This is a genomic window from Mesorhizobium sp. WSM4898, assembly GCF_029625845.1.
Taxonomy (GTDB): domain Bacteria; phylum Pseudomonadota; class Alphaproteobacteria; order Rhizobiales; family Rhizobiaceae; genus Mesorhizobium.
Map to the genome: position 1 here is coordinate 145,482 of NZ_JARTVQ010000005.1, position 19,713 is coordinate 165,194.

Annotated in this window: 18 protein-coding genes; 11 read left to right on the plus strand and 7 right to left on the minus strand. The window is 62.7% G+C overall.

Going from position 1 to position 19,713, the window contains the following annotated elements:
- Positions 1–253: 253 nt before the first annotated feature.
- The 3 genes from P9228_RS22345 to P9228_RS22355 all read right to left on the minus strand — a co-directional run bounded on the left by P9228_RS22345 (position 254) and on the right by P9228_RS22355 (position 3,158).
- Complete coding sequence (locus tag P9228_RS22345; protein ID WP_278055664.1) at positions 254–901, minus strand: SMC-Scp complex subunit ScpB; 648 nt, start codon at positions 899–901, stop codon at positions 254–256.
- A 2-nt stretch (positions 902–903) separates the two neighbouring features.
- Positions 904–1,860, minus strand: coding sequence for a DUF1403 family protein (locus tag P9228_RS22350; RefSeq protein WP_278055665.1), 957 nt, complete (start codon positions 1,858–1,860; stop codon positions 904–906).
- Between the two features lie 239 nt (positions 1,861–2,099).
- On the minus strand, positions 2,100–3,158 hold the full coding sequence (locus P9228_RS22355) for a GSU2403 family nucleotidyltransferase fold protein (protein ID WP_278055844.1): 1,059 nt from the start codon (positions 3,156–3,158) through the stop codon (positions 2,100–2,102).
- A gap of 196 nt (positions 3,159–3,354) precedes the next feature.
- Between P9228_RS22355 and P9228_RS22360 the strand changes: the two genes are divergently transcribed.
- The 4 genes from P9228_RS22360 to repC all read left to right on the plus strand — a co-directional run bounded on the left by P9228_RS22360 (position 3,355) and on the right by repC (position 9,180).
- On the plus strand, positions 3,355–4,446 hold the full coding sequence (locus P9228_RS22360) for a site-specific integrase (RefSeq protein ID WP_278055846.1): 1,092 nt from the start codon (positions 3,355–3,357) through the stop codon (positions 4,444–4,446).
- A gap of 1,018 nt (positions 4,447–5,464) precedes the next feature.
- Positions 5,465–6,667 carry a plasmid partitioning protein RepA gene (gene repA, locus P9228_RS22365; RefSeq protein ID WP_278055666.1) on the plus strand — a complete coding sequence of 401 codons (1,203 nt, stop codon included), beginning with the start codon at positions 5,465–5,467 and terminating at the stop codon, positions 6,665–6,667.
- A 2-nt stretch (positions 6,668–6,669) separates the two neighbouring features.
- Entirely contained in the window at positions 6,670–7,680 is a 1,011-nt protein-coding gene (gene repB, locus P9228_RS22370) for a plasmid partitioning protein RepB (protein ID WP_278055667.1), read from the plus strand.
- A 165-nt stretch (positions 7,681–7,845) separates the two neighbouring features.
- Positions 7,846–9,180, plus strand: a complete 1,335-nt coding sequence (gene repC / locus P9228_RS22375) for a plasmid replication protein RepC (protein ID WP_278055669.1) — start codon at positions 7,846–7,848, stop codon at positions 9,178–9,180.
- A gap of 33 nt (positions 9,181–9,213) precedes the next feature.
- Here the strand turns inward: repC and P9228_RS22380 are convergent, their stop codons facing one another.
- On the minus strand, positions 9,214–10,383 hold the full coding sequence (locus tag P9228_RS22380; protein WP_278055671.1) for a site-specific integrase: 1,170 nt from the start codon (positions 10,381–10,383) through the stop codon (positions 9,214–9,216).
- Between the two features lie 174 nt (positions 10,384–10,557).
- Between P9228_RS22380 and P9228_RS22385 the strand changes: the two genes are divergently transcribed.
- From P9228_RS22385 to P9228_RS22395, 3 genes are all read left to right on the plus strand, one after another.
- Positions 10,558–11,682 carry an RHE_PE00001 family protein gene (locus P9228_RS22385; RefSeq protein WP_278055673.1) on the plus strand — a complete coding sequence of 375 codons (1,125 nt, stop codon included), beginning with the start codon at positions 10,558–10,560 and terminating at the stop codon, positions 11,680–11,682.
- 102 nt (positions 11,683–11,784) lie between these two features.
- Complete coding sequence (locus tag P9228_RS22390) at positions 11,785–12,516, plus strand: XRE family transcriptional regulator (protein ID WP_278055675.1); 732 nt, start codon at positions 11,785–11,787, stop codon at positions 12,514–12,516.
- Between the two features lie 155 nt (positions 12,517–12,671).
- Positions 12,672–13,034, plus strand: coding sequence for an RES family NAD+ phosphorylase (locus P9228_RS22395; protein ID WP_278055848.1), 363 nt, complete (start codon positions 12,672–12,674; stop codon positions 13,032–13,034).
- Between the two features lie 130 nt (positions 13,035–13,164).
- Here the strand turns inward: P9228_RS22395 and P9228_RS22400 are convergent, their stop codons facing one another.
- Both P9228_RS22400 and P9228_RS22405 read right to left on the minus strand, forming a co-directional pair.
- Positions 13,165–13,467, minus strand: a complete 303-nt coding sequence (locus P9228_RS22400) for a DUF982 domain-containing protein (protein ID WP_278055676.1) — start codon at positions 13,465–13,467, stop codon at positions 13,165–13,167.
- Between the two features lie 327 nt (positions 13,468–13,794).
- The gene (locus P9228_RS22405) at positions 13,795–14,037 is read right to left on the minus strand and encodes a DUF982 domain-containing protein (protein WP_278055678.1); all 243 of its coding nucleotides are present in this window, start codon (positions 14,035–14,037) and stop codon (positions 13,795–13,797) included.
- 298 nt (positions 14,038–14,335) lie between these two features.
- Between P9228_RS22405 and P9228_RS22410 the strand changes: the two genes are divergently transcribed.
- The 4 genes from P9228_RS22410 (at position 14,336) to P9228_RS22425 (ending at position 19,125) form a co-directional block, all read left to right on the plus strand.
- The gene (locus P9228_RS22410; RefSeq protein WP_278055680.1) at positions 14,336–15,532 is read left to right on the plus strand and encodes a DUF932 domain-containing protein; all 1,197 of its coding nucleotides are present in this window, start codon (positions 14,336–14,338) and stop codon (positions 15,530–15,532) included.
- A gap of 270 nt (positions 15,533–15,802) precedes the next feature.
- Positions 15,803–17,920: a ParB/RepB/Spo0J family partition protein gene (locus P9228_RS22415; protein WP_278055682.1), complete on the plus strand. Its 2,118-nt coding sequence runs from the start codon at positions 15,803–15,805 to the stop codon at positions 17,918–17,920.
- A 110-nt stretch (positions 17,921–18,030) separates the two neighbouring features.
- The gene (locus P9228_RS22420) at positions 18,031–18,417 is read left to right on the plus strand and encodes a hypothetical protein (RefSeq protein ID WP_278055683.1); all 387 of its coding nucleotides are present in this window, start codon (positions 18,031–18,033) and stop codon (positions 18,415–18,417) included.
- Between the two features lie 108 nt (positions 18,418–18,525).
- Positions 18,526–19,125 (plus strand): DUF1419 domain-containing protein, encoded by a 600-nt coding sequence (locus tag P9228_RS22425; protein WP_278055684.1) that lies wholly within the window; start codon positions 18,526–18,528, stop codon positions 19,123–19,125.
- Between the two features lie 96 nt (positions 19,126–19,221).
- On the opposite strand, the gene P9228_RS22430 is transcribed toward P9228_RS22425, so the two are convergent.
- Positions 19,222–19,617, minus strand: a complete 396-nt coding sequence (locus tag P9228_RS22430) for a hypothetical protein (RefSeq protein ID WP_278055850.1) — start codon at positions 19,615–19,617, stop codon at positions 19,222–19,224.
- Positions 19,618–19,713 lie beyond the last annotated feature (96 nt).

A 19,713-nucleotide genomic window follows, 5' to 3' on the forward strand; every position in this document is an offset into this window, starting at 1 on the left:
GATAGGTGAGAACCCCCTAATGCGGCCCCGCCGCCAGAGCAGGCCAGCAGCTTTCGGGACAATGGCAGTGAGGCGCGAACGGATAGCCTGCGGCGCAGAGCTGCCGCTAGGCAACCGATACGACGATGAGGAAGGACAAGCCGTGCGTTATAAAGCGTAAGCCTCTGTTCGCTTACGTTGCATTTTGCATGTGGCCGCAACGTGACAACGCTCCGCTCACGGCACAAGCTCCTCAACGATGTCGCCCTCCCCGTTAGCCAATACCGCCGGCCAGCAGCTTTTCTTTCGACAGCAGCCCGGCGTCCTCGAGCGCCTCGAAATCCGGCAGCTGGCGCAACGTGTCGAGCCCGAACTGCGACAGAAAATTCTTGCTCGTCACATAGGTGTAGGGCGCGCCCGGCTGCGGGCTGCGCGGCCCCGAGGCAATGAGGTCCTGCGCGCGCAACACGCCGATCAGGTCGCGCGACACCTCTTTGCCAAAGAAGGACGACAGCTCGCCACGCGTGATCGGCTGGAAATAAGCGATGCACATGAGGACAAGAGCCTCCGACTGCGACAGTTCTTTTGTCCCCTGTCCCGCGGCTGTCCCGAACGCGGCGTGGATGACGTCTCCAAAAACCTTTTTGGTCCGATGCTGCCAGCCGCCGGCGACCGACACCAGTTCGTAGGGGCGGCCGGCGAGCTCGGCGCGAATGTCATCGATGACCAGTTCGAGATTGCAGTCTTTTCCCACCACCCGCGCGAGCACTTCGCGCGGTACCGGCTCGCTGGCCGCAAAGATCACCGCTTCGACGCGGCCCATCCACTCGCGCCAGCGCAATTCCGGCGGCAGGTGCTCAAGCTCAGTGTCCAGCAGCGCCGGCTGCTCGTTCGGCTTTCGGCGGACGGACGCTTGGCTCATCGCTACAGCCCAAACAGCCGGAAGGTGGGACGGCCGGAGAGCTCGCGCACGGCCTCAAGCTGCTGAAGCCGCTCGAACAGCCGCCGCGCCGCAAAGCGCGACAGGTTTTTTGTCACCAGCGATCCGGCGACGGCATCTTCATTCAGGAGCAGAAAAATCACGTCGCCGGCGCCTTTGGCGCGCAGTTTCGGCGCCACCGCCAGGAGTCTTTCGGCGCGGCGCGACAGCTCGGTGGCCAGCCGGCAGGCATCGGCCGCCGCCTGAACCAGGGCGACGCAGACCGCCCGCTCAAAATTCTTTTCGCCCGGTCGGATGCGCTTGCCGCCGCCAGCCTGGGCGCGGAAGGCCGGCGAAAAAGCCTGCGCCATCAGGAGCGGCAGCGGCCGCGGCCAGCGCAGGCTTCGCGCCAGCACTAGGTCGGCGAGCCACCAGGCCAAAAGCTCGGCATCGGGGCGCATGGCGACGACGCGGGCGGCGATCGCCGCGGCGGCGAATGGCGCCGACTGCCGCGAAGCCGCTACTTCTTCGATCTCCGTATAGAGGTCAGCGAGAGCCGCGCCGTCCCAATGGAGGCCAAGCTGGACGACGATCTTTGCAAGCCGATCGGCGCTGGCGACGGGCGGCTGCAGCGCCAGCTGCCGCCAGGCGGCAAAAATGGCGCCGGCGGGACCGGGATCGGCGCCGGCCGGGCAGAGGTGCCAGGCATCGCGCAAGGCGGCCGCGTCCTCGGCGCGGCCGGCGAGCCGCATGCTGGCGGTCGCGCAGTTGAGTGCCAGCCGCTGGCGCCACGCGCCGGCCCACGCTGACTGGGCGCGGGCAAGCATGTCTAGCGAAGCCGAGGCGGCGCCGGCCTGGAAGGCGGCGTCGGCCTCTTGCAACGCGCCGCCGGCGGCGAGTGCCCAGGCGGGAACGGTCGGCGGCGCGGCGGGGCTGGCGGTCGCGGGATCGAGGCGAATCATGCTTTCGAGGGTAAAATGCCGGTGCGCTTTATGCCATGATCTTCGCATCAAAACGCACAGCCTGTCGGCGCGATAAAACGAATGATAATGTTGCCTTATCGCTCGTTTTGGGAAAATGGCCTCTGTGGCTCGTTTTTCACCGGCGGACGGGCTTGTTCAGGCGTCAGATCGACGAGAATTCGCGTTCATTGAGAACGCGCATTTTGTTCATCGCCAAGCATTTTCTGGTGCGGCAGCTATCACATCATGTCGCCAAGGGCAGCCTGCAGCGATGGCGATCGCTTCAGGGTGGCCGCAATCCTGTCCCGCCAGCGCTTGCCGCGCGCCAGAGCGTCCTCAAGAGCCTCGCGCAGGTCGTCCGGCCTGTCCGTAGCCAGCACATCAACCAGGAATTCGGCCTGCAGCCGGTCCTTGATGGATTTTAGGCTGTCTGGCCCGTCGCGGCGACGATCGGCAACGATGAGCTTATGGATTGCGAAGCGTTCCGGCCGCGGAATTTGCACGAGCACGCCGTCGCGATAGGTAACGGCTGCCAGCATTGGCTCTGCCAGGAGATAGTTGAGATGATGTAGCGATTGGGCATGGACGCCGAGCGCCGGTAGTGGACGCAGTCCCTCTTCCTCGGCGAAAGACGGCGTCAGGAACTCGACCAGCGTCTCGCTCCGCGTTTGTTTCCAGCGCCAGGTCTTACCGGGGTCCAGCGTCGGCGCCGGTTCGAACGAGAAATCCTTGAGAACCCGTTCGAGCGGCGCCGACACACTGTCGTCCAGGGCGATCGAGAGTTGCTCGAAGCTGGCGATATCGACGTCGTTCGTTTGGGCAGTCTGGTCAAGGGTGAAGCGGACGCCGAGCTCGCCCTCGTAGAGGCGGAACGCTTGAGTTCCCACGACCGTCCCGCCGAGACGGAAAACTCCGGCGGAAGCGAATGCATGCAGAAGGCTGCCGGTCGCTGCATCGACGCCAAGGAACCGTTCCGCGCGCAGCAGGCGGACCAGTCGAGCGCGATTGCGGCGACGATTATCGCGGTCGTCGCGCAGTGCTTCGATGCGTTGCATCCGAAGGCGAAGTTCTTCGCCATCTTCTCCGATATAGGTCTTCTTGACGTCCGAACCGACGCGGTAGGTGTCGTACCAGTAGACGCGGCCGTTGCGGTCGATCCGCGTCGGCGTTCCGCGAATCTCCGCCGCGACTTCGTCGCGCAGAGACGACAGCAGATCGTGGTAGGCCGAATGAGCGAGCGGTGAATGGCGCGTGATCATGATGCTCAACGAAATACGGTTTTGTTGAGCATACTCCATGTTCAACGAAAATGAAAGCCGTTGAACATCATCACCGCCGCGGCCTGATTTTTCTGATTTAGGGCATATTTCGGCTTCGAGGATGAGACGTTCCAGCTAATCGTCCCTGACATGGTATGTTGCGAATAGCAGTTGAGGATCCGCGCGATTGACCGAACAAGGTGACCTGCCTGATATCGTGGAGATCGTCCACGCCATGGGCCGAGATACCGCTGAAGGGTCAAATGCGCGGTTGACGGCCGCCAGGAATGATCCCTCCCCTGCCCTGCCGGAGCCAAATCCTGTCGACCGACAGCGGTTGCCCGGCCACCTCGAGCACCTCGCCGATCGCGCGCGCGATTATGTCGAGGCGGCGAGTTCGGCCAACACCCGTCGCGCCTACGCCGCCGACTGGAAGCATTTTTGCGCCTGGGCGCGACGGCAGGGCATCGAGGTGCTACCGCCGGATCCACAGATCGTCGGCCTCTACATCACGGCTTGCGCATCCGGCAAAGGAAACGGTGACAAGAAGCCCAATTCCGTGTCGACCATCGAGCGCCGCCTCTCCTCGCTTTCCTGGAATTTTGCCCAGCGCGGCCAGCGGCTGGACAGGAAGGACCGCCACATCGCCACGGTCATGGCCGGGATCCGCAATAGCCATGCCATCCCTCCCCGGCAGAAGGAAGCGATCCTTCCCGAGGATCTGATCGCCATGCTGGAGACACTTGACCACGGAACGCTACGCGGCCTGCGCGACCGCGCCATGCTGCTCATCGGCTTCGCCGGCGGCCTGCGCCGTTCCGAGATCGTCGCGCTCGATGTCGGCCGCGACCAGACCGAGGATGGCCGCGGCTGGGTGGAAATCCTCGACAAAGGTGCATTGGTCAGCCTGCGCGGCAAGACCGGCTGGCGCGAGGTCGAGATCGGCCGCGGCTCGTCCGACACGACCTGTCCGGTCGTGGCGCTAGAGAACTGGCTCAAGATCGCGCGCATCGGCCACGGCCCGCTGTTCCGGCGTGTCACCGCCCAGGGCAAAGCCGTCGGCGCCGAGCGGCTCAATGATCAGGAGGTGGCGCGGCTCGTCAAGCGGACCGCGCTTGCCGCCGGCGTGCGCGGCGACCTGCCGGAAGGCGAGCGCAGAAAGCTCTTTGCCGGCCATTCGCTGCGCGCCGGCCTCGCTTCGTCGGCCGAGGTCGACGAGCGTTATGTGCAAAAACAGCTCGGGCATGCCTCGGCCGAGATGACCCGCAAATATCAGCGCCGCAGGGACCGCTTTAGAGTAAACCTCACGAAGGCGAGCGGGCTCTGACGCCCGGCTCCACAAGTCTGCCTGGATAATTAGAGCGGTATTCCGTGATTGGAGGGGATTATCGGGCCCCGCATGGCCGTCTACGCCCGCAGGCAGAAAACAGAAGGCGCCATTGCCCACGCGAGATCTTTGAGGGGCATTGAGGTTAACATCTGCTCGCACAAACGCGCACTTTGGGCAGCGGGAAGCCTGGGTAGGATAGCAAGAAATCGCGAGCTCGGTTGTACATGTGCAACTCTCTTCCCAGTGGCTAATCGCGAGCCTTTAGTTGTGCACGTGCAACTGACGGATATGGAAGCGGGGAAAGGGCGATGTATCAGGATCGCCGATTTGATTCGCTCGACCAGGCGGCTATTCCCTGGTCGACGCCAACTCAATCCGTGCCGCGTCACAACCGCGAACCGAGCCCCCGAGTTACCGTGTCGGAACTGGTGCAGGCGCGTTCGCATGCATTCGACGCATCGACGCCTGGCGTCGCGGAACACACCAGACCGAGAATGGTACGGATGCCCACTCGCACATTGAAATGCTTCCACGGTTGGCAAATGTCGAAGTTGCACACGTACAACTGAAGACCACCTTACCGCTTCAGGGCCGATGCGGATGCCTCCGAGGAGCCGGCGGCGGTGGCGCAATTCCCGCGATCGACCAGGACAGGTGTTGCACGTACAACCACAGCAAACGATCCGAGTCACGTCATGCTGAGCGCCGGGTAGGTCGCAGCAGCCGAAAACGCACTCGCGGTCTCGACGGGATCTTATCGACGGGGAAGGGCGGCTTGAAGAGCCTTGCAACGCACCCGTATGCCGGTCCCATGAAAACAATACCTGGCCGACATAGTAGTGCGCAGCTTTGATTCTTTACAATTTGCAAGCGGACGGAGACTCGCTCAGCGGCTTTGCCGCGTTAATCTTTCGTTAACCAAAAAGGGTTTGTCGGCCATCAAGAATCAGTCCATCTTGATCAGCGCATTTCAGTCGCCTCTTGGCCAAAATGCGCAGATCAGGAGAGGCCGGTGTTGGACAAGGTCAGCCAAAGCAGTCCCGCGGGCGAAAGCCTCCGCGAACTCATCGCCACGGATGCCGCGGAACTGTCAAGACAGCTGCAGGCGCACCAGGCGAGAATATTCCCGCCGACGTCGCAAAAGGGCATGCGCCTGTTCACGCCGGGCGAGGCGGCTGACTTCATCGGCATCCATGAAGGTTATCTTCGACAGATCGTTTCCGAGGGACATGGTCCGCAACCGCAGCCAAACGGTAGGCGACTATATTCCGTGGAAGATATTGATCGGCTCCGCCAGGTGCTCGACGAGGCGAATTCGAAAGGGCCTGGGAAATACATCAGACATCGCAGGGGAGGGGAGAAGCTTCAGATCCTCTCGGTGATGAATTTCAAGGGCGGCAGCGCCAAGACCACGACGGCTGCCCACCTTGCCCAGTTCCTCTCTCTTCGCGGCTACCGGGTGCTCGCCATCGACCTCGATCCACAGGCCAGCCTGTCGGCCATGTTCGGCCACCAGCCTGAACTCGATGTCGGCGCCAACGAGACCATCTACGGGGCGATCCGCTACGATTCCGAATGCCGCAGCATCCTGGAGATCGTGCGCTCGACCTATACGCCCAACCTGCACCTTATCCCAGGCAATCTCGAACTGATGGAGTTCGAGCACGAGACGCCGAAGGTTTTGTCCAGTCGGCAGCCGGGCACGATGTTCTTCGCTCGCCTGGGTGAATGCCTGGCCGAGGTAGAAAGCGCGTACGACGTCGTCGTCATCGACTGCCCGCCGCAACTCGGCTTCCTGACGCTGTCGGCCCTGTGCGCGGCCACGGCCGTCATCATCACCGTGCATCCCCAGATGCTTGACGTCATGTCGATGTCCCAGTTCCTGCTCATGACCTCGGACTTGCTCTCGGTCGTGGAAAACGCCGGCGGCAACACCGACTATGACTGGATGCGTTACCTGGTCACGCGGTTCGAGCCGAACGATGGTCCGCAAAGCCAGATGGCCGGGTTCATGCGCTCGATCTTTGGCAATCGGGTCCTTGAAAACGCCATGCTCAAGTCCACCGCGATCTCCGACGCCGGGTTGACCAAGCAGACCCTCTACGAGGTCGAGCGCGGGCAGTTCACGCGCGGAACATACGATCGAGCGCTTGAGAGCCTGACCCTTGTCAACGGCGAGATCGAGGAACTGATCCGCAAGACCTGGGGGCGTAAGTAGCGATGGCCCGCAAGAACCTCTTCGAAGTCTCCGAACCCACTGGTGAGCAAACGCCTCCGGATGCCGCCAGGACGGCTTTGGTGCGGCCTCTAATGGGGTTGGACCGACCGCTCCAGCCGGGCCGGCCGGTCGGCGCCATCTCGCAATCGCTAGAGAACATCAATTCACGCGCTCAGCGGGCCGAGGAGATCGAACGCAAGCTCTCGGAAGGGCAGGCGGTCGTCGAGCTCGATCCCAGCGTCATAGATCAATCCATAGTGGTCGATCGTCTGGGCGTGAGCGACGAAAGACGAGTGGCTCTCGTCGACCAGATCCGCGAGCACGGACAGCAGGTACCTATCCTGGTGCGCCCGCATCCTGAGAAGGGTGGGCACTACCAGGTTGCCTACGGCCATCGCAGACTGGCCGCGGTCAGGCAACTCGGCCGCCTGGTCCGCGCTGTCGTCAGGGACCTGACGGACGAGCAGCTCGTCGTTAGCCAGGGGCAGGAAAACAACAGTCGCAGCGACCTCTCCTACATCGAGCGCTGCTATTTCGCGGCGAAGCTTGAGGCCAAGGGCTTTTCGCGAGACATCATCATGGCCTCACTTGGCGTCGACAAGGCGGCGCTGTCGAGAATGATTGCGTTGGTTGCGCGACTGCCAGCCGAGATCATTGAGGCGATCGGCACCGCGGAATCTGTTGGACGCCAGAAATGGGCCGAGCTTGCCGAACTGCTGGAGGAAAAGGGCAAGCGGACCAAGGCGCTGAAGGCTATCCAGGAGCCGGAATTCGCTGCGCGTACCAGCGATGAGCGCTTTCAGGCCATATACGACCTCGTCAAGACCGCGGCAAAGAAGCCGGACCGGACGGTGTGGACCGCCGCCAACGGATCTCGGCTGGTCACAATCAACGAAAGCGAAGCGAAGATGACCTTCGCCTTCGACAAGCGCATCGAACCGGAATTTGCCAGCTTCGTGCGGGAGCGCCTGCAAGCGCTCTATGACGAGTTCCGCCAGAAGATAACGGACTAAGGAGCACTGAACCGCAAAAGAAAAAGGCCCCCAGACGTCGCCGTCGTGGAAGCCTCTCTCATGATCTAAGCAGTCTGAGAATCGCAAATCCACGAATCACTGTCAAGAGTCCAGGCGCCGAATTGGCGAGTTGATTTCTTTTGCCTAGCGATAGGTGGAAGGAAAATGGGGACGCATACCGTAACGACGCCCTTTGGGCGGCGGCCGATGACGCTTGGCTTGCTTGCAAGCCAAGTCACGGCCAGTCAGATCGACCAGGAAGCACGTGCTTCGAAATGGGAGGTCTTTCGGGATATCCGAGAGGCAAAGCAGGCGCTGGGCGCGACCGATCGCGCGCTGGCGATCCTCAATGCGCTGCTATCTTTTCATCGCGCGGACGAACTCTCGGCCGAGGGCAGTCTGATCGTATTTCCCTCCAATGAGCAGCTCATCCGTCGTGCCAACGGCATGTCGCCGGCGACGCTGAGGCGGCATCTGGCCAATCTGGTCGAAACAGGTCTCGTCATCCGGCGCGATAGTCCGAACGGCAAGCGGTTCGCTCGCAAGGGGGAGGGCGGCGCAATCGACCAGGCCTACGGCTTCGATCTCTCGCCGATCCTGGCCCGCGCCGAGGAATTCAAGGCCTTGGCCGCCGATTTGAAGGCCGAGCACAAGGCATATCGCCTGGCCAAGGAGCGCCTGACGATCTGCCGGCGCGACGTCGTCAAGATGATCGATGCCGGCATCAACGAAGCCGCTCCTGGCAATTGGGATGGCTTCCAGCGCCGCTATGAGGCAGTCATTGCCAGGTTGCCGCGCACGGCGGCGCGGTCGGTCGTCGAAGCCATCTGTAACGAACTGGAAGACCTTTGGGTCGACGTCCATCAGACGCTGGAATCGTTCATCAATTCCCAGAATCTGAACGCCAATGAGTCTCAATCTGAGCGTCATATACAAAATTCAAACCCAGATGTTTCTTCTACCGATGAATCTGAACACGGCTTTAGACAAAGGAATGAAGCGAGCGGCGTTGACGCCAAAATCGACAACGTACACGCCTTGCCGAACCGGGATTTGCCATTGGGCATGGTGGTGGACGCCTGCCCCGAGCTTTTGACGCTGGCCCGCGACGGGCATATCCGGACCTGGCGCGATTTTGTGGCGGCGGCCGAACAGGCTCGGCCGTTCATGGGCATCAGCCCAAGTGCCTGGCAGGAAGCGGTCGAGGTCATGGGTCCGGAAAAGGCGGCCGTTACGGTGGCGGCGATCCTGCAGCGGTCCGATCGGATCGGCAGTCGTGGTGGCTATCTTCGCAATCTGACGGAGCGGGCGCGCGATCAGAAGTTCTCCGTGTGGCCCATGGTCATGGCACTGTTGCGCGAAAAGCTCGATGCGCACGCCAAGTCAGCCGGTCCCGGTGCGAAGCCGGGGACCGATCATGCGGTTGGTGGCGGGGTCGAACCGGTGGAAATCAGCGATGCGCTGCGCAAAAGCATGAAGAAGAAAGGCTGGGAGCGGTGAGGGGCTGCTCGCCGATTCTGTATTTTCTTCTCCTCACACGATCAGCCGCGCGGCCTTTCCATGCCGCCGCTCGGCGTCGTTGTAATAGCGAGAGGCCTGTTGCACGGAACGATGTTGCGATTGCTGCATGGCTTCGGGCAGGGGGATGCCGCGCCGTGCAGCCTCGGTGAGAAATCCGGCACGCAGGCCATGGGCGCTGAACTCCCGTGGATCGAGCCCTGCCTGGAGGATACGCCGTTTCAGGATCAGATTGACGGCCTGCGGGGTGAGCGGCCTGCGCTCGAGGTGGCCCCAGCGGTCGATGCGGCGAAAGACGGCGCCTTCGGTGATGGCTGCGCGCGCCAGCCAATCCTTCAAGGCCGATACCGGCTTGCCTATCAGCAGGACGGACGCGCCGTCATCGGCCTCAGTGGTCTTGGTCCGGCCAAGATGGATACTGAGGCACGCCAGCGAGGCGGTATCTGAATTGTCCGGGTCGGCCGGGACAGGATCCTGTTCGACCAGTTGGTCGATGCGCAACGACGAAACTTCACTGCGGCGACGGCCCCCGGAGGCGAAGGCGACCATCAGCAGCGCTCGATCGCGCACATCCACGAGACGGTTGCCAGCGCAGGCCTTCAACAGCGCGCTCAGCACGTCGACCGTGACGGCCTTGGCGCTTTTTCTATGCCTCGGCCGGGAACTCGCTCGCACAGCGAGTTTCGTCGCATTGAGAAGCCGCGGCGCGTTGAACTTGCCCTGCAGCCCGCGCCATTGCGTCAGGGTCGACCAGCTCGACAGGCGCCGGCGCACCGTGCTGGGGGAGTGGGGTCCACTGCTCCTCAGCAGGCCGGCCTGCGTCAATGCCACGCTCACGTCGTCGGGCATGCCATGCGCCGGATCAGTCTCGCGCCGGGCCGGATCCCACAGATGGTGCGCCAGGAATTTGAGCAACAGCGCCTCCGGGGCCGGCCAGGGCAGGGGATTTGCCGTGGCAGCCTGGCACCATGCCTCAAGGTAGGCGAGGTCGGAGGCGAGCGCCCGCATCGAGTTCTCGCCGATGCCTTCGCGCGCCAGGTGCCGCAGCGTCTCGACGTCGTCGTCCGACAGGAGCTCGGCCAGGAATTCGCGGCGATCGAACGGCAGCACAGCATCCAGCGCATCGAGCGCCTCGGCGCGGCGCAGGACGTCAGCCGCGCTTGAAATCGTTCGAATTGCCCGCATTCCGTGGGTTCCTTCGGCATCACAGCATGGATTCTGGCCGATTTGCGCCTCAAAAACAATCACTATCGATAAGAGGTACTTATCGGTAGTGAGAAGGCCGCGAGGGCAGACCCCCTGCGAGTCAACTTAACTGCGAGATAGCTGGACTCTCGCGAATCATGTTAAGGTAAATCAATGGTTTATGACGCCGCCGCACTGCCTCTGGAGAGCCTTTTCGCGCCCGTTGCCCGCGCGACAGAGGTTTTGGCGCGCCTCGACGAGCGGCTGGCGCGTTCTTCCGTCCGAGACGGCTGGCTCGAGCGGCAGAATTTTGCCGATGCGGCGGCAGTGCTCTGGCTCGAGGGCGAGCTCGTGCATCTGGAAGACCTCGTCCTGCACGACGCGCACATGGACGTCCGCGCGCCCACCCACGAGCTCACCCGCGCGCATGCCGTGCTGCGCGCCCGTCGCCAGATTCTTGCCCGCGCCGCCGACTGGGCGCTCGGCCGCGAAGGGCTGCGGCAGCTGACGGGACGGGGCAGCCTGGCGGCGCCGGCGGAGAATGGTCGGGAAGGGGACGGAGGGCCGCTTTTGGCAGTCGGCCTTGACGAGTCCATGGAGGCGGACGATCCAGATCCGCTGGGCGAGGAGTTTGCGGCGATCGACGCGGTGCTCGAGCGAACCTCCAAAGTGCTGGAAGGTGGGGGAGTGCCAGCTCGCAGGGAGGCCGCGTCGCAGTCTGACCGACCGGGTCTGGTCTACGATCTCGACTGGGATGAGGACGCACGGCTCGCCGAGTGGCAGGACGTGCTCGCCGCAACGCGCCAGCTGCCGGTGGTTCTGCGCGCGGCGATCCTGCTCGACGCCTGGTTCGAAATCGAGGTGCTGCAGCATGCCACCTGGCTCGGACCGCTGCTGGTGGCTGCGCTGCTTCGGCAAGAAGGGCTCTGCGCCAGCCATCTCGTCTGCCTGCATACAGGGGCCAAAAACATTCCGCGGGAGCGTCGGCGGGCACGGTTGCGTAACGATCGATTGCTGGCTTTTGTCGACGCCATCCAGGACGCGGCGCTGACTGGATTGAGGGAGCACGACCGTCTGGTCCTGGCGAAGAGCCAGATGGAGCGGCGGTTGCGTGAGCGACGAGTAAGCTCCAGATTGCCCGACCTTGTCGAACTGGTTCTGTCGCGCCCCCTCGTCTCAACGGGAATAATCCAGGCGCGCTTGAAGGTCTCGAAGCAGGGGGCACTCAATCTGATTAGCGAGCTCGGCTTGCGCGAGATGACGGGCCGGGGAAGATTTCGCGCCTGGGGGGTCGTTTGAACAGCTTCGCGTCGATTGTCGGATGCAACTGGCCACGCAGCCCCTGTTTTACGAACTTGACGAGACTGGCGCATGGAACCATATTGGTTACAAAGGTGCGATATGGCCAACGTCAAAAGCAAATCGAGTCAGCGCGGTTCCAAACGGCCGGCCGGACGTTCCGCCCAGGCAATGCTGACCACCGCATTCATCACGAAAGCAGGCGTAGCGCTGCCCAAGGGCGCGGCCGGTGTCACTTTCCGTGCGCCCCGCAATGTTGTTGACCTCATTTCGGCAAAGCCGGGCAACGTGAAGGCGTTGTTGGCTGGCTATGGCAAGGCGATGGCAGAAAGCCAAGCGGCCGGGCGGACGGTAAGTTTCCGCGTTGAGGTTGACCCCACAGGAGACACGGCCGTGTCTCCGTTGGAGAAGCCCGCTGGCAGTGCGGACGATCTGGCTGCAGCACTTGATGAAGCGCGTGCGCGAGGTAAAGTCCGCGCCGCGACAATCCTCGTAGGCGACGACATGCTGAGTGCTGACCAGTTTGCCGCATTGCTGGGCACGACCAGGATGACGGTCAATACCAAGCGGCAAAACCACCAGGTGTTGGGTCTGGAGGGCGCCAAGCGGGGCTTTCGCTTTCCGGCCTGGCAGATCGGCGAGGACGGGAAGCCGTTTGCGGCGCTGCCGCGTCTCTTCGAGCGGCTCGGCGGTGGCCCGTGGTCGGTATATCGCTTTCTTGTCCAGGCTCATCCCGAGCTCGATGGGATGACCGGCCGCGAGGCGTTGCGGCGCGGCAAAACGGATGAGGCGCTCGCCGTTGCCGACAGCATTGCCGACGGCGCTTTCGTCTGAGTGCCAGGGCTGGATCCTCCATCCGGGTTCGCGACTGTCGTGCTCGATATCGCGACAGTCGACGTTGGTTCGCAGTTTGGACGCATCTTCTTCACCCGATTCAAAGATCCGCTAGGCTTCGGAGCGCCACCCGGTTCAGTGATCCTCGGCGCCGCCTGCCTGGCAATCGCTTCGGCGTCGTCTACCTCGGCAGCAGTCTGAAAGTGTGCTTCGTCGAGGCGGTGATGCGCGATCAGGGTGACGGTCGCATCGACGATCTTTTGCTCGACGAACGGGACCTGACCATCCGGAGCTACGCCACCATTGAGGTGACCAAGGCCCTATCTCTCGTCGATCTGCGCGACGACGGGCCTTTGCGGATGGGAATCCCCAGTGACGTCGCGCGCGGATCGAAGCAGAGCTTGGCGCGGCGTTGGTCGCTGGCCATTCACGAGCACCCCTCCAAGGCAGATGGGATCATTTATCCGTCGCGGCTGAAGGGGAGACAAATGTGGCGGTTTACGATCGTGCGATCCTGAAGCTTCGGGCGGTGGCGCACGGGGAGCTTCTCTCAGAGATCGGGCTTGCCAAAGTATTGCGCGACCTGAAGGTTGGCCTTCAATGATGGGGGAGCTGTTGTTTTCACTTTCACACGATGCCATCGGCGTATTACGCCAGAACGCCCCCAGGGCCGGATTTCGGTCCGGTCATCCAAGCGGGGATCGTAGCGATGTCCTCCAGGATATTGGTGGACTTGGCCCATTCGACAAAGGCAGCGCGGGCCGACGAAAGCGGGTGGCGGCCATCATGAGCCGAATGACAGACCCGCATGGTCGTCTCATGGAGGACGTCTTGCAGCTCGATCGGCCATTCGTCGAGAAAATCAATCGCATCGTCTATGGAAGCGATCTCCGCAATCGTAAACGGTCCATCCTTGACGAAGATGGGACTCTCAAAAATCTTATCGTTCATGACATCCTCCACCTTGGTCGACATTGCGCTTGGCCCATCAGCATGGCCGGCGCAGGTGGAAAATATGCGTTCGGAACCCCCGGTCTTCAAGATGCGGGACACCGTCGCAAAAGCATGGTGACGAGCAAATGGGGGCGACGTAGAACGACCGCAGCTAAGCGAACTGGGCAGCCTGAATTGCCAATTGGACGGAAGAGCAAGGCTTCCGTGCACCACGACGATTAGACCTGATGCCGCTGCTCGTCGTCGGTGTCGCTATAGGCTGCAAAAGTGTCGGTAAGGCCGCGACGGTGGTCACATGGGAGCCAGCTAAGCTTCACGAGGAACTCAGTCGCTGCGTAGCATCCTCGCTTCTAACGCCGCCGCAACGAAGGCCCGTCGGGCAACTGGTGTCTGGGCTTCGCCGCGTAGAACTTGAAGACATGCATCCATAGCCAGTTTTCGCTTCTTCGTCTGATGAGGGAAACTTCGCAGCAAGATCGTCGCGGCGTCGTTCACGTCAACTATGACGCGCTCACGCTCATGTCGGCCAACCTGCACGACCACGGGTCGGACGAACCTGTTCGACATGCCATCACACTTTCATCCGACCTCGGTACGTCTCTGCGTACCATGACACCAGTCATTCATACATGCACCAGCAATGGCCTGTAGGCCCGGCGGGTTAGCGGTGCTTGGCCCACACGAGGCGTTTCGGCCAAGCGTTCCGCCGGGGGCACCAGCCTTCCCGGGGTATCGACTGGTGGGGGCGCTGCCGCGGCTCTTGTAGCGGGCGCGGAGGCGAACAGAGGTAGAGGGTGGGCGGGCTAGCGGTGGCGGGCGGAGGTCCGGGAGAGAGACTTCCGGCGCTCGCCGCGGAGCTAATAGCATGACACAGATGGAAATCCACACGCCCACGCGCAGCAATCAAGCCGGGTATAGGGTCGACGTCAGCCGCGGCCGGCGCATCGGCCGCGTGTCGTCGGAATGGTTCAACCGACCGGCGGACGAACGCTACCTGTCGCTCACTGATCTCCACAATGCGGTGAAGCGCCGGTCCGAACGCAGCAAGACGCGCATCGTCGAAAGTGAGCTCATTCGCGTTGAGGCTAGCCGCGACGATCCGGAGCGCCTGCGGCTAATGCTGCCCGATGCACCTGTCCCTGTGGCGCCGACGCATTGGAGCTTTGGCCAGCTCGCCAACCTTGTCGGCGCGCCGTCCGCCTATTTGCGCCAGCTTCCGGCGCCGCTCGCGGCGATCAACCTCCAGCATGGTCTCCTTAACCACCGCGGCGAGCAGGTGAAGACGCTGGAGATTGAGAACGGGCGCCTCGAGCTGCGGGCCGTAACTGGCCCGGACTATGGCAGAATATTCGACTCAGAATTGGTCGCAGCCGTTCAGAAGATCGCAGGCAACGGCACCGGCGACACGCGCTGGAAGGTGCCCGGTGTGCTCGACTGGTCGACGGGGATCTACAATCCGAACGTCGAAATCTCCAGAGACACCACGACGCTCTACGCGTCTGATCGCGATGTCTTCGTTTTCCTAGTCGACGATCTGAACCCGATCGAGGCCGGTCGGCTGCCGAACGGGGAACCTGATCTCTATTTTCGCGGCTTCTACTGCTGGAATTCCGAAGTCGGATCCCGCACCCTCGGGATCGCCAGCTTTTATCTGCGCGCGGTGTGTCAGAACCGAAATCTGTGGGGCGTGGAAGATTTCGAAGAAATCACCATCCGCCATTCAAAGTATGCGGCCTCGCGTTTCGCCCTGGAAGCCGAGCCGGCCCTAATCCAGTTCGCCGATTCCTCACCCATGCCGTTCGTCAACGGCATCAAGGCGGCACGGCAACGGATCGTCGCTCGGGACGACGAAGATCGCCAGAGCTTCCTGCGCAAGCGCGGCTTCTCCAAGTCCGAGACCGCAAAGATCATCGATACTGTCCTGCTTGAGGAAGGGCGGCCGCCAGAATCGATTTTCGACTTCGTACAGGGCATCACGCGGGTCGCGCGCGACAAGTCGCATCAGGACGTTCGCCTGGACATGGAGGGCAAGGCCAAGAAGCTTCTCGATTTCGCCGCCTGATCCTTCCGATGCCGGCTTGGAGGGCCGGTCTTGCGTCTGTCGTCTCCGTCAAGCCAGCGCCGTCCTCGAGAGCACGAGGACGGCGTTCTTTCCTTTTTCAGTTACGGGCCGTGTGCCGGGACGATGGCTTTTCAAACCGGGGGCGTCACCTCGACCGGCAGGCAGCCGGCGCCGGCGCGAGCCGGGAGAGGCAGAGGGGGGAGGGGAGGCGGTGACGGGCTTGGAGGTTCGGGGAGAGGCCCCGGGCCGCCCGTCATGGAGAAGCTGACCATGGCAAAGGCCATTCAGAAGATCGCGATGAACGGCGCGGAGAACATTCCCTATGACAAGCTGATGCTGTCGCAAAAGAATGTCCGGCGCATCAAGGACGGCGTGTCTATTGAGCAACTGGCTGAAGACGTCGGACGGCGAAAGCTTATCCAGAGCCTGAACGTCCGTCCCGTGCTTGACGGCGAGGGCGAGGAGACCGGCACGTTCGAAGTGCCCGCCGGCGGCCGCCGCTATCTCGCGTTGGGCATCCTCATCAAGCAGAAGCGGCTGGCGAAGAACGAGCCGATCCCCTGCATCGTCAACAGAGGGCAGGAGACCTCGGCCGAGGAGGATTCGCTCGCCGAAAACCTGCGGCGCGCCGACCTGCATCCGCTCGACCAGTTCCGTGCCTTCAAGACGCTCGGCGATCAGGGCCTCGATCCCGACGAGATCGGCGCCCGCTTCTTCGTATCGCCCGCGACGGTGAGGCAACGCCTCAGGCTCGCCTCCGTGTCCCCGAAGCTGCTCGACCTCTACGAGAAGGACGAGGTCCGGCTCGAGCAGATCATGGCGTTTTCGATCACCGACGACCATGCGCGCCAGGAGCAGGTTTGGAACCGGGTTTCCAGCTCGCACATGCAGGAACCCTATTACATCAGGCGCCTGCTGACCGAGACCACGGTGCGGGCCGATGATCGCCGGGCCGTCTATGTGGGCGCGGAAGCCTATGAGGCAGCCGGCGGCGTCATTCTTCGCGACCTGTTCGAGCAGGATTCCGGCGGCTGGTTCCAGGATGCTGCTCTGCTCGAGCAGCTCGTCTTCGACAAGCTGAAGGTGGATGCCGAGACGATCCGCACCGAAGGCTGGAAATGGGTCGAGGCGGCGATCAGCTTTCCCTACGGACACAGCTCCGGCATGCGGCGCATCTATGCCGAGGCGCAGGAGCTGAGCGCCGAGGAGCTTGAACGTCACGACGCGCTGAAAGCCGAATACAACAAGCTCGACGCGGATTATGCCGCGGCCGAGGAAGCCGACGAGGCAATCGAGGCGAAGCTCGACCAGCTGGGTGCCGAGCTCGACGCGATCGACGATCGTCCTCGAAGCTACGACCCGGCACAAAAGGCCATTGCCGGTGTGTTCGTAACACTTGCCGCAAACGGTGAGCTTCAGGTCGAGCCCGGATTCGTGCGCTCCGAGGACGAGCCGCGGGCTGAGACCGGCGACATCGGCGAGGGCGAAGGTGAAGCTCAGTTTGACGGTGAACGCGATGGTGTTGTCGTCAACGGCAAACCGGTGAACGACGGTTCTGGTGATGACGGTGAGGACGACTCAATCAAGCCGCTGCCTGATCGGCTCGTCTTCGACCTGACCGCGCAGCGGACGCTGGCGCTCCGCAATGCGCTCGCCGGTGACGTCGACATCGCCTTCGTCGCCGCACTCCATGCCTTCGTCCTGCAGGTATTCTATCGCTTCGCGCAGGACACCTGCCTCGAGATCAGCCTGAAGAGCGGCAGCTTCGGCCAGGTCGATGGCCTTGCCGAGACGTCCTGGGCAAAGGAAATCACCGAGCGGCACGAAGCCTGGGATCGCGATCTTCCCGATGAGGCGGAACGCCTGTGGGACTTCCTTCTTACCCTGGACGAGGCAAGCCGCAAGGCGCTGTTCGCGCACTGCGTCTCGCTGACCCTCAACGCCGTGGTGGAACCCTGGAACAGGCGATCGAAGGCGCTTGCGCACGCCGACGTGCTCGGCCGTTCGCTCCAATTCGATATGGTCGACGCCGGCTGGACGCCCACGGTCGAGTTCCTCGGGCGCCTTACCAAGGCGAGGATCCTGCAGGCTGTCCGCGAAGCCCGTGGCGCGGATTCCGCGCAGCTGATCGACCACATGAAGAAGGACATCATGGCCCGCGAAGCCGCCCGTCTTCTCGAAGGATCGAACTGGCTGCCCGAGCCGCTGCGCCTCGAGGTCAGTGAGGCGGCTGGCGATGCCGGCGTCGGCGGCGTCTCGGACGAAGCGGCTCTCGACGGCGACACAGCCGAACTGCCGGCCTTCCTCGCCGGCGATGCGGACCCGTCCTCCGATGAGCCGGCGACGAACGACGGCGTGGAGACGGACCACCTCCAGGCCGCCGAATAGAAGGCTCCCGCTCGGCATCGGTCCGGTACCCCTGCCGGGCTCAGTTCCAAAATTCACAAGCCCGGGATCGCCACAGCGATTCCGGGCGCTTTCCTTTCATGGAGGTCGATATGTTCCAGTGGGACAAGAGCTGCTCCTATGACGAGCAGCACAAAAGACGCTTTCACACGACGGCACGTTCAAGGCTGAGGAGGCTCGCCGCCGAACTTAACCTGCCGCCGGGCAGCTACGACCTGCGGTCCAATATGGCCGGGGTGGCTGTCTCGGGCGAGGTGACCTTGCATCACGCCCGCGTCTATATCCAGGCCAGCCAGTTCGGGCTTTCCTCTGGTCACGGCATTCTCATACGGACCTGCAAGGGCCGCAAGGACTACACCGGCGGCCCAAACCACTTCGTCGCGCTCGCCATGCTTGACGATGTTTCGGCCCTTGCCGCGGCCGTCCGCGCCATCACCGGCGTAGGTCATCATGATCCATCCCGGTCCCGCGCCGCCTGACCGGCCGCAACGCTCGTTGCAACCGCCAAAACGCCATCGTCAACAGCCTATCGGCCGTCGGGAGCGACCCCGCCGGAGCCGAAGGCTTGTGCCCAAAGGAAATCTGGCATGTCCGACCATCCCACCTTCCGAAAAGTCTTCGATGGGGCCGCGACCCGCGAAGAGATGTTTTCACTGTTCAACCGCCACCGCAACGATGTCGGCGTCGATGCTCTCTGCGGCGCCATCTACGCCGGGGAATGGTTCGAGATTCTTGAAAGCGAATATCGCTTCATGCTCGCGCTCCTGCCGCCGCTCTTCCAGCGCACAGGGATGTTCGGCCTGTCCGAATATAAGTCCGGATATGTGACCAGCGTCTTCTTCTCGATCCGCATCCGCGGCCGCGAACGCTGGTTCCACGGCTTCTGCGACCTCTCAAACAAAAACAGTCCGGACGTCATGCGGGCCGCCATCGCGGCCTACGAGACGGGTGCGGTCGACAGCATGACGCGCGAGGAGAAGCTCGAGGCAATCTGGAATGCTAACCCTGCCAACCTAAAGGGGGGCGCCGGCAATGCTCCTCCCGAAGCCGAGGCGGCCGATCGTCGCCATAAGCGCACCATTCTCGTGAACGCTAAGGGGGACGGCGCTGCCCTCAAGCTGCTCGACGATCTGTCGGATCGCGAGATCGATGAACTCCTGTCCGCAGCCCGATTGCGTCGGAATTGAGCGAGCCACGCATCAAGGGCAGACCGGATACGGACTATTCCCGTGTCCTGTTGTTGGCAGCCGGCGATGGAGACCAGTCGCTGAACACACTTCCCATCAGGAACTGCAGCGCGGGATGTATCCGGCGTCGCGTAACGCGCCGATGAAGAGGCCAGTCTGGCCGGCGATACTCGTCCTGGCCTGCTTCGCCAGAGGCAGGGTGTTCCAGTCCTTCAGAGGAGCGATAAAGCTGGAGAACGTGCCATTGACCAAGCAATGGTTGGTCACCGCGCCCCGCTTGTCGAGCGTCAGAACGCCCGTCTGGTTGCTTGGATACCGGATGGCGGCGATCCGCTGCAGTTCCATGTCGCCATCGATCCGCAAATCGAAAAGCAGCACGCCGTGGCTCCTGGTGGCGATTTCCGCGACTTTTTCCGTGAAGCCAAGAGGAAGCGCCAGGACGCTTTCGACCGCCATCCGGAAAACAAACGCGTCCAGCTCATCCGCCGCCATCGGCAAGATTTGCCCCCAAGAAGCCCGAGATTGCAATTGACGCAGTCGGTTTGTGCACAGTCATCGGAAGCCGCCGGCTGTTAGTGACTGGTGCAT

Excerpts from the sequence above, each read along its gene's own strand:
- P9228_RS22345 (WP_278055664.1), bottom strand. The coding sequence starts at position 901 with ATGAGCCAAGCGTCCGTCCGCCGAAAGCCGAACGAGCAGCCGGCGCTG.
- P9228_RS22350 (WP_278055665.1), bottom strand. The coding sequence starts at position 1,860 with ATGATTCGCCTCGATCCCGCGACCGCCAGCCCCGCCGCGCCGCCGACC.
- P9228_RS22355 (WP_278055844.1), bottom strand. The coding sequence starts at position 3,158 with ATGGAGTATGCTCAACAAAACCGTATTTCGTTGAGCATCATGATCACG.
- P9228_RS22360 (WP_278055846.1), top strand. The coding sequence starts at position 3,355 with ATGGGCCGAGATACCGCTGAAGGGTCAAATGCGCGGTTGACGGCCGCC.
- repB (WP_278055667.1), top strand. The coding sequence starts at position 6,670 with ATGGCCCGCAAGAACCTCTTCGAAGTCTCCGAACCCACTGGTGAGCAA.
- repC (WP_278055669.1), top strand. The coding sequence starts at position 7,846 with ATGGGGACGCATACCGTAACGACGCCCTTTGGGCGGCGGCCGATGACG.
- P9228_RS22380 (WP_278055671.1), bottom strand. The coding sequence starts at position 10,383 with ATGCGGGCAATTCGAACGATTTCAAGCGCGGCTGACGTCCTGCGCCGC.
- P9228_RS22385 (WP_278055673.1), top strand. The coding sequence starts at position 10,558 with ATGGTTTATGACGCCGCCGCACTGCCTCTGGAGAGCCTTTTCGCGCCC.
- P9228_RS22390 (WP_278055675.1), top strand. The coding sequence starts at position 11,785 with ATGGCCAACGTCAAAAGCAAATCGAGTCAGCGCGGTTCCAAACGGCCG.
- P9228_RS22400 (WP_278055676.1), bottom strand. The coding sequence starts at position 13,467 with ATGAACGATAAGATTTTTGAGAGTCCCATCTTCGTCAAGGATGGACCG.
- P9228_RS22405 (WP_278055678.1), bottom strand. The coding sequence starts at position 14,037 with ATGTCGAACAGGTTCGTCCGACCCGTGGTCGTGCAGGTTGGCCGACAT.
- P9228_RS22410 (WP_278055680.1), top strand. The coding sequence starts at position 14,336 with ATGACACAGATGGAAATCCACACGCCCACGCGCAGCAATCAAGCCGGG.
- P9228_RS22415 (WP_278055682.1), top strand. The coding sequence starts at position 15,803 with ATGGCAAAGGCCATTCAGAAGATCGCGATGAACGGCGCGGAGAACATT.
- P9228_RS22420 (WP_278055683.1), top strand. The coding sequence starts at position 18,031 with ATGTTCCAGTGGGACAAGAGCTGCTCCTATGACGAGCAGCACAAAAGA.
- P9228_RS22425 (WP_278055684.1), top strand. The coding sequence starts at position 18,526 with ATGTCCGACCATCCCACCTTCCGAAAAGTCTTCGATGGGGCCGCGACC.
- P9228_RS22430 (WP_278055850.1), bottom strand. The coding sequence starts at position 19,617 with ATGGCGGCGGATGAGCTGGACGCGTTTGTTTTCCGGATGGCGGTCGAA.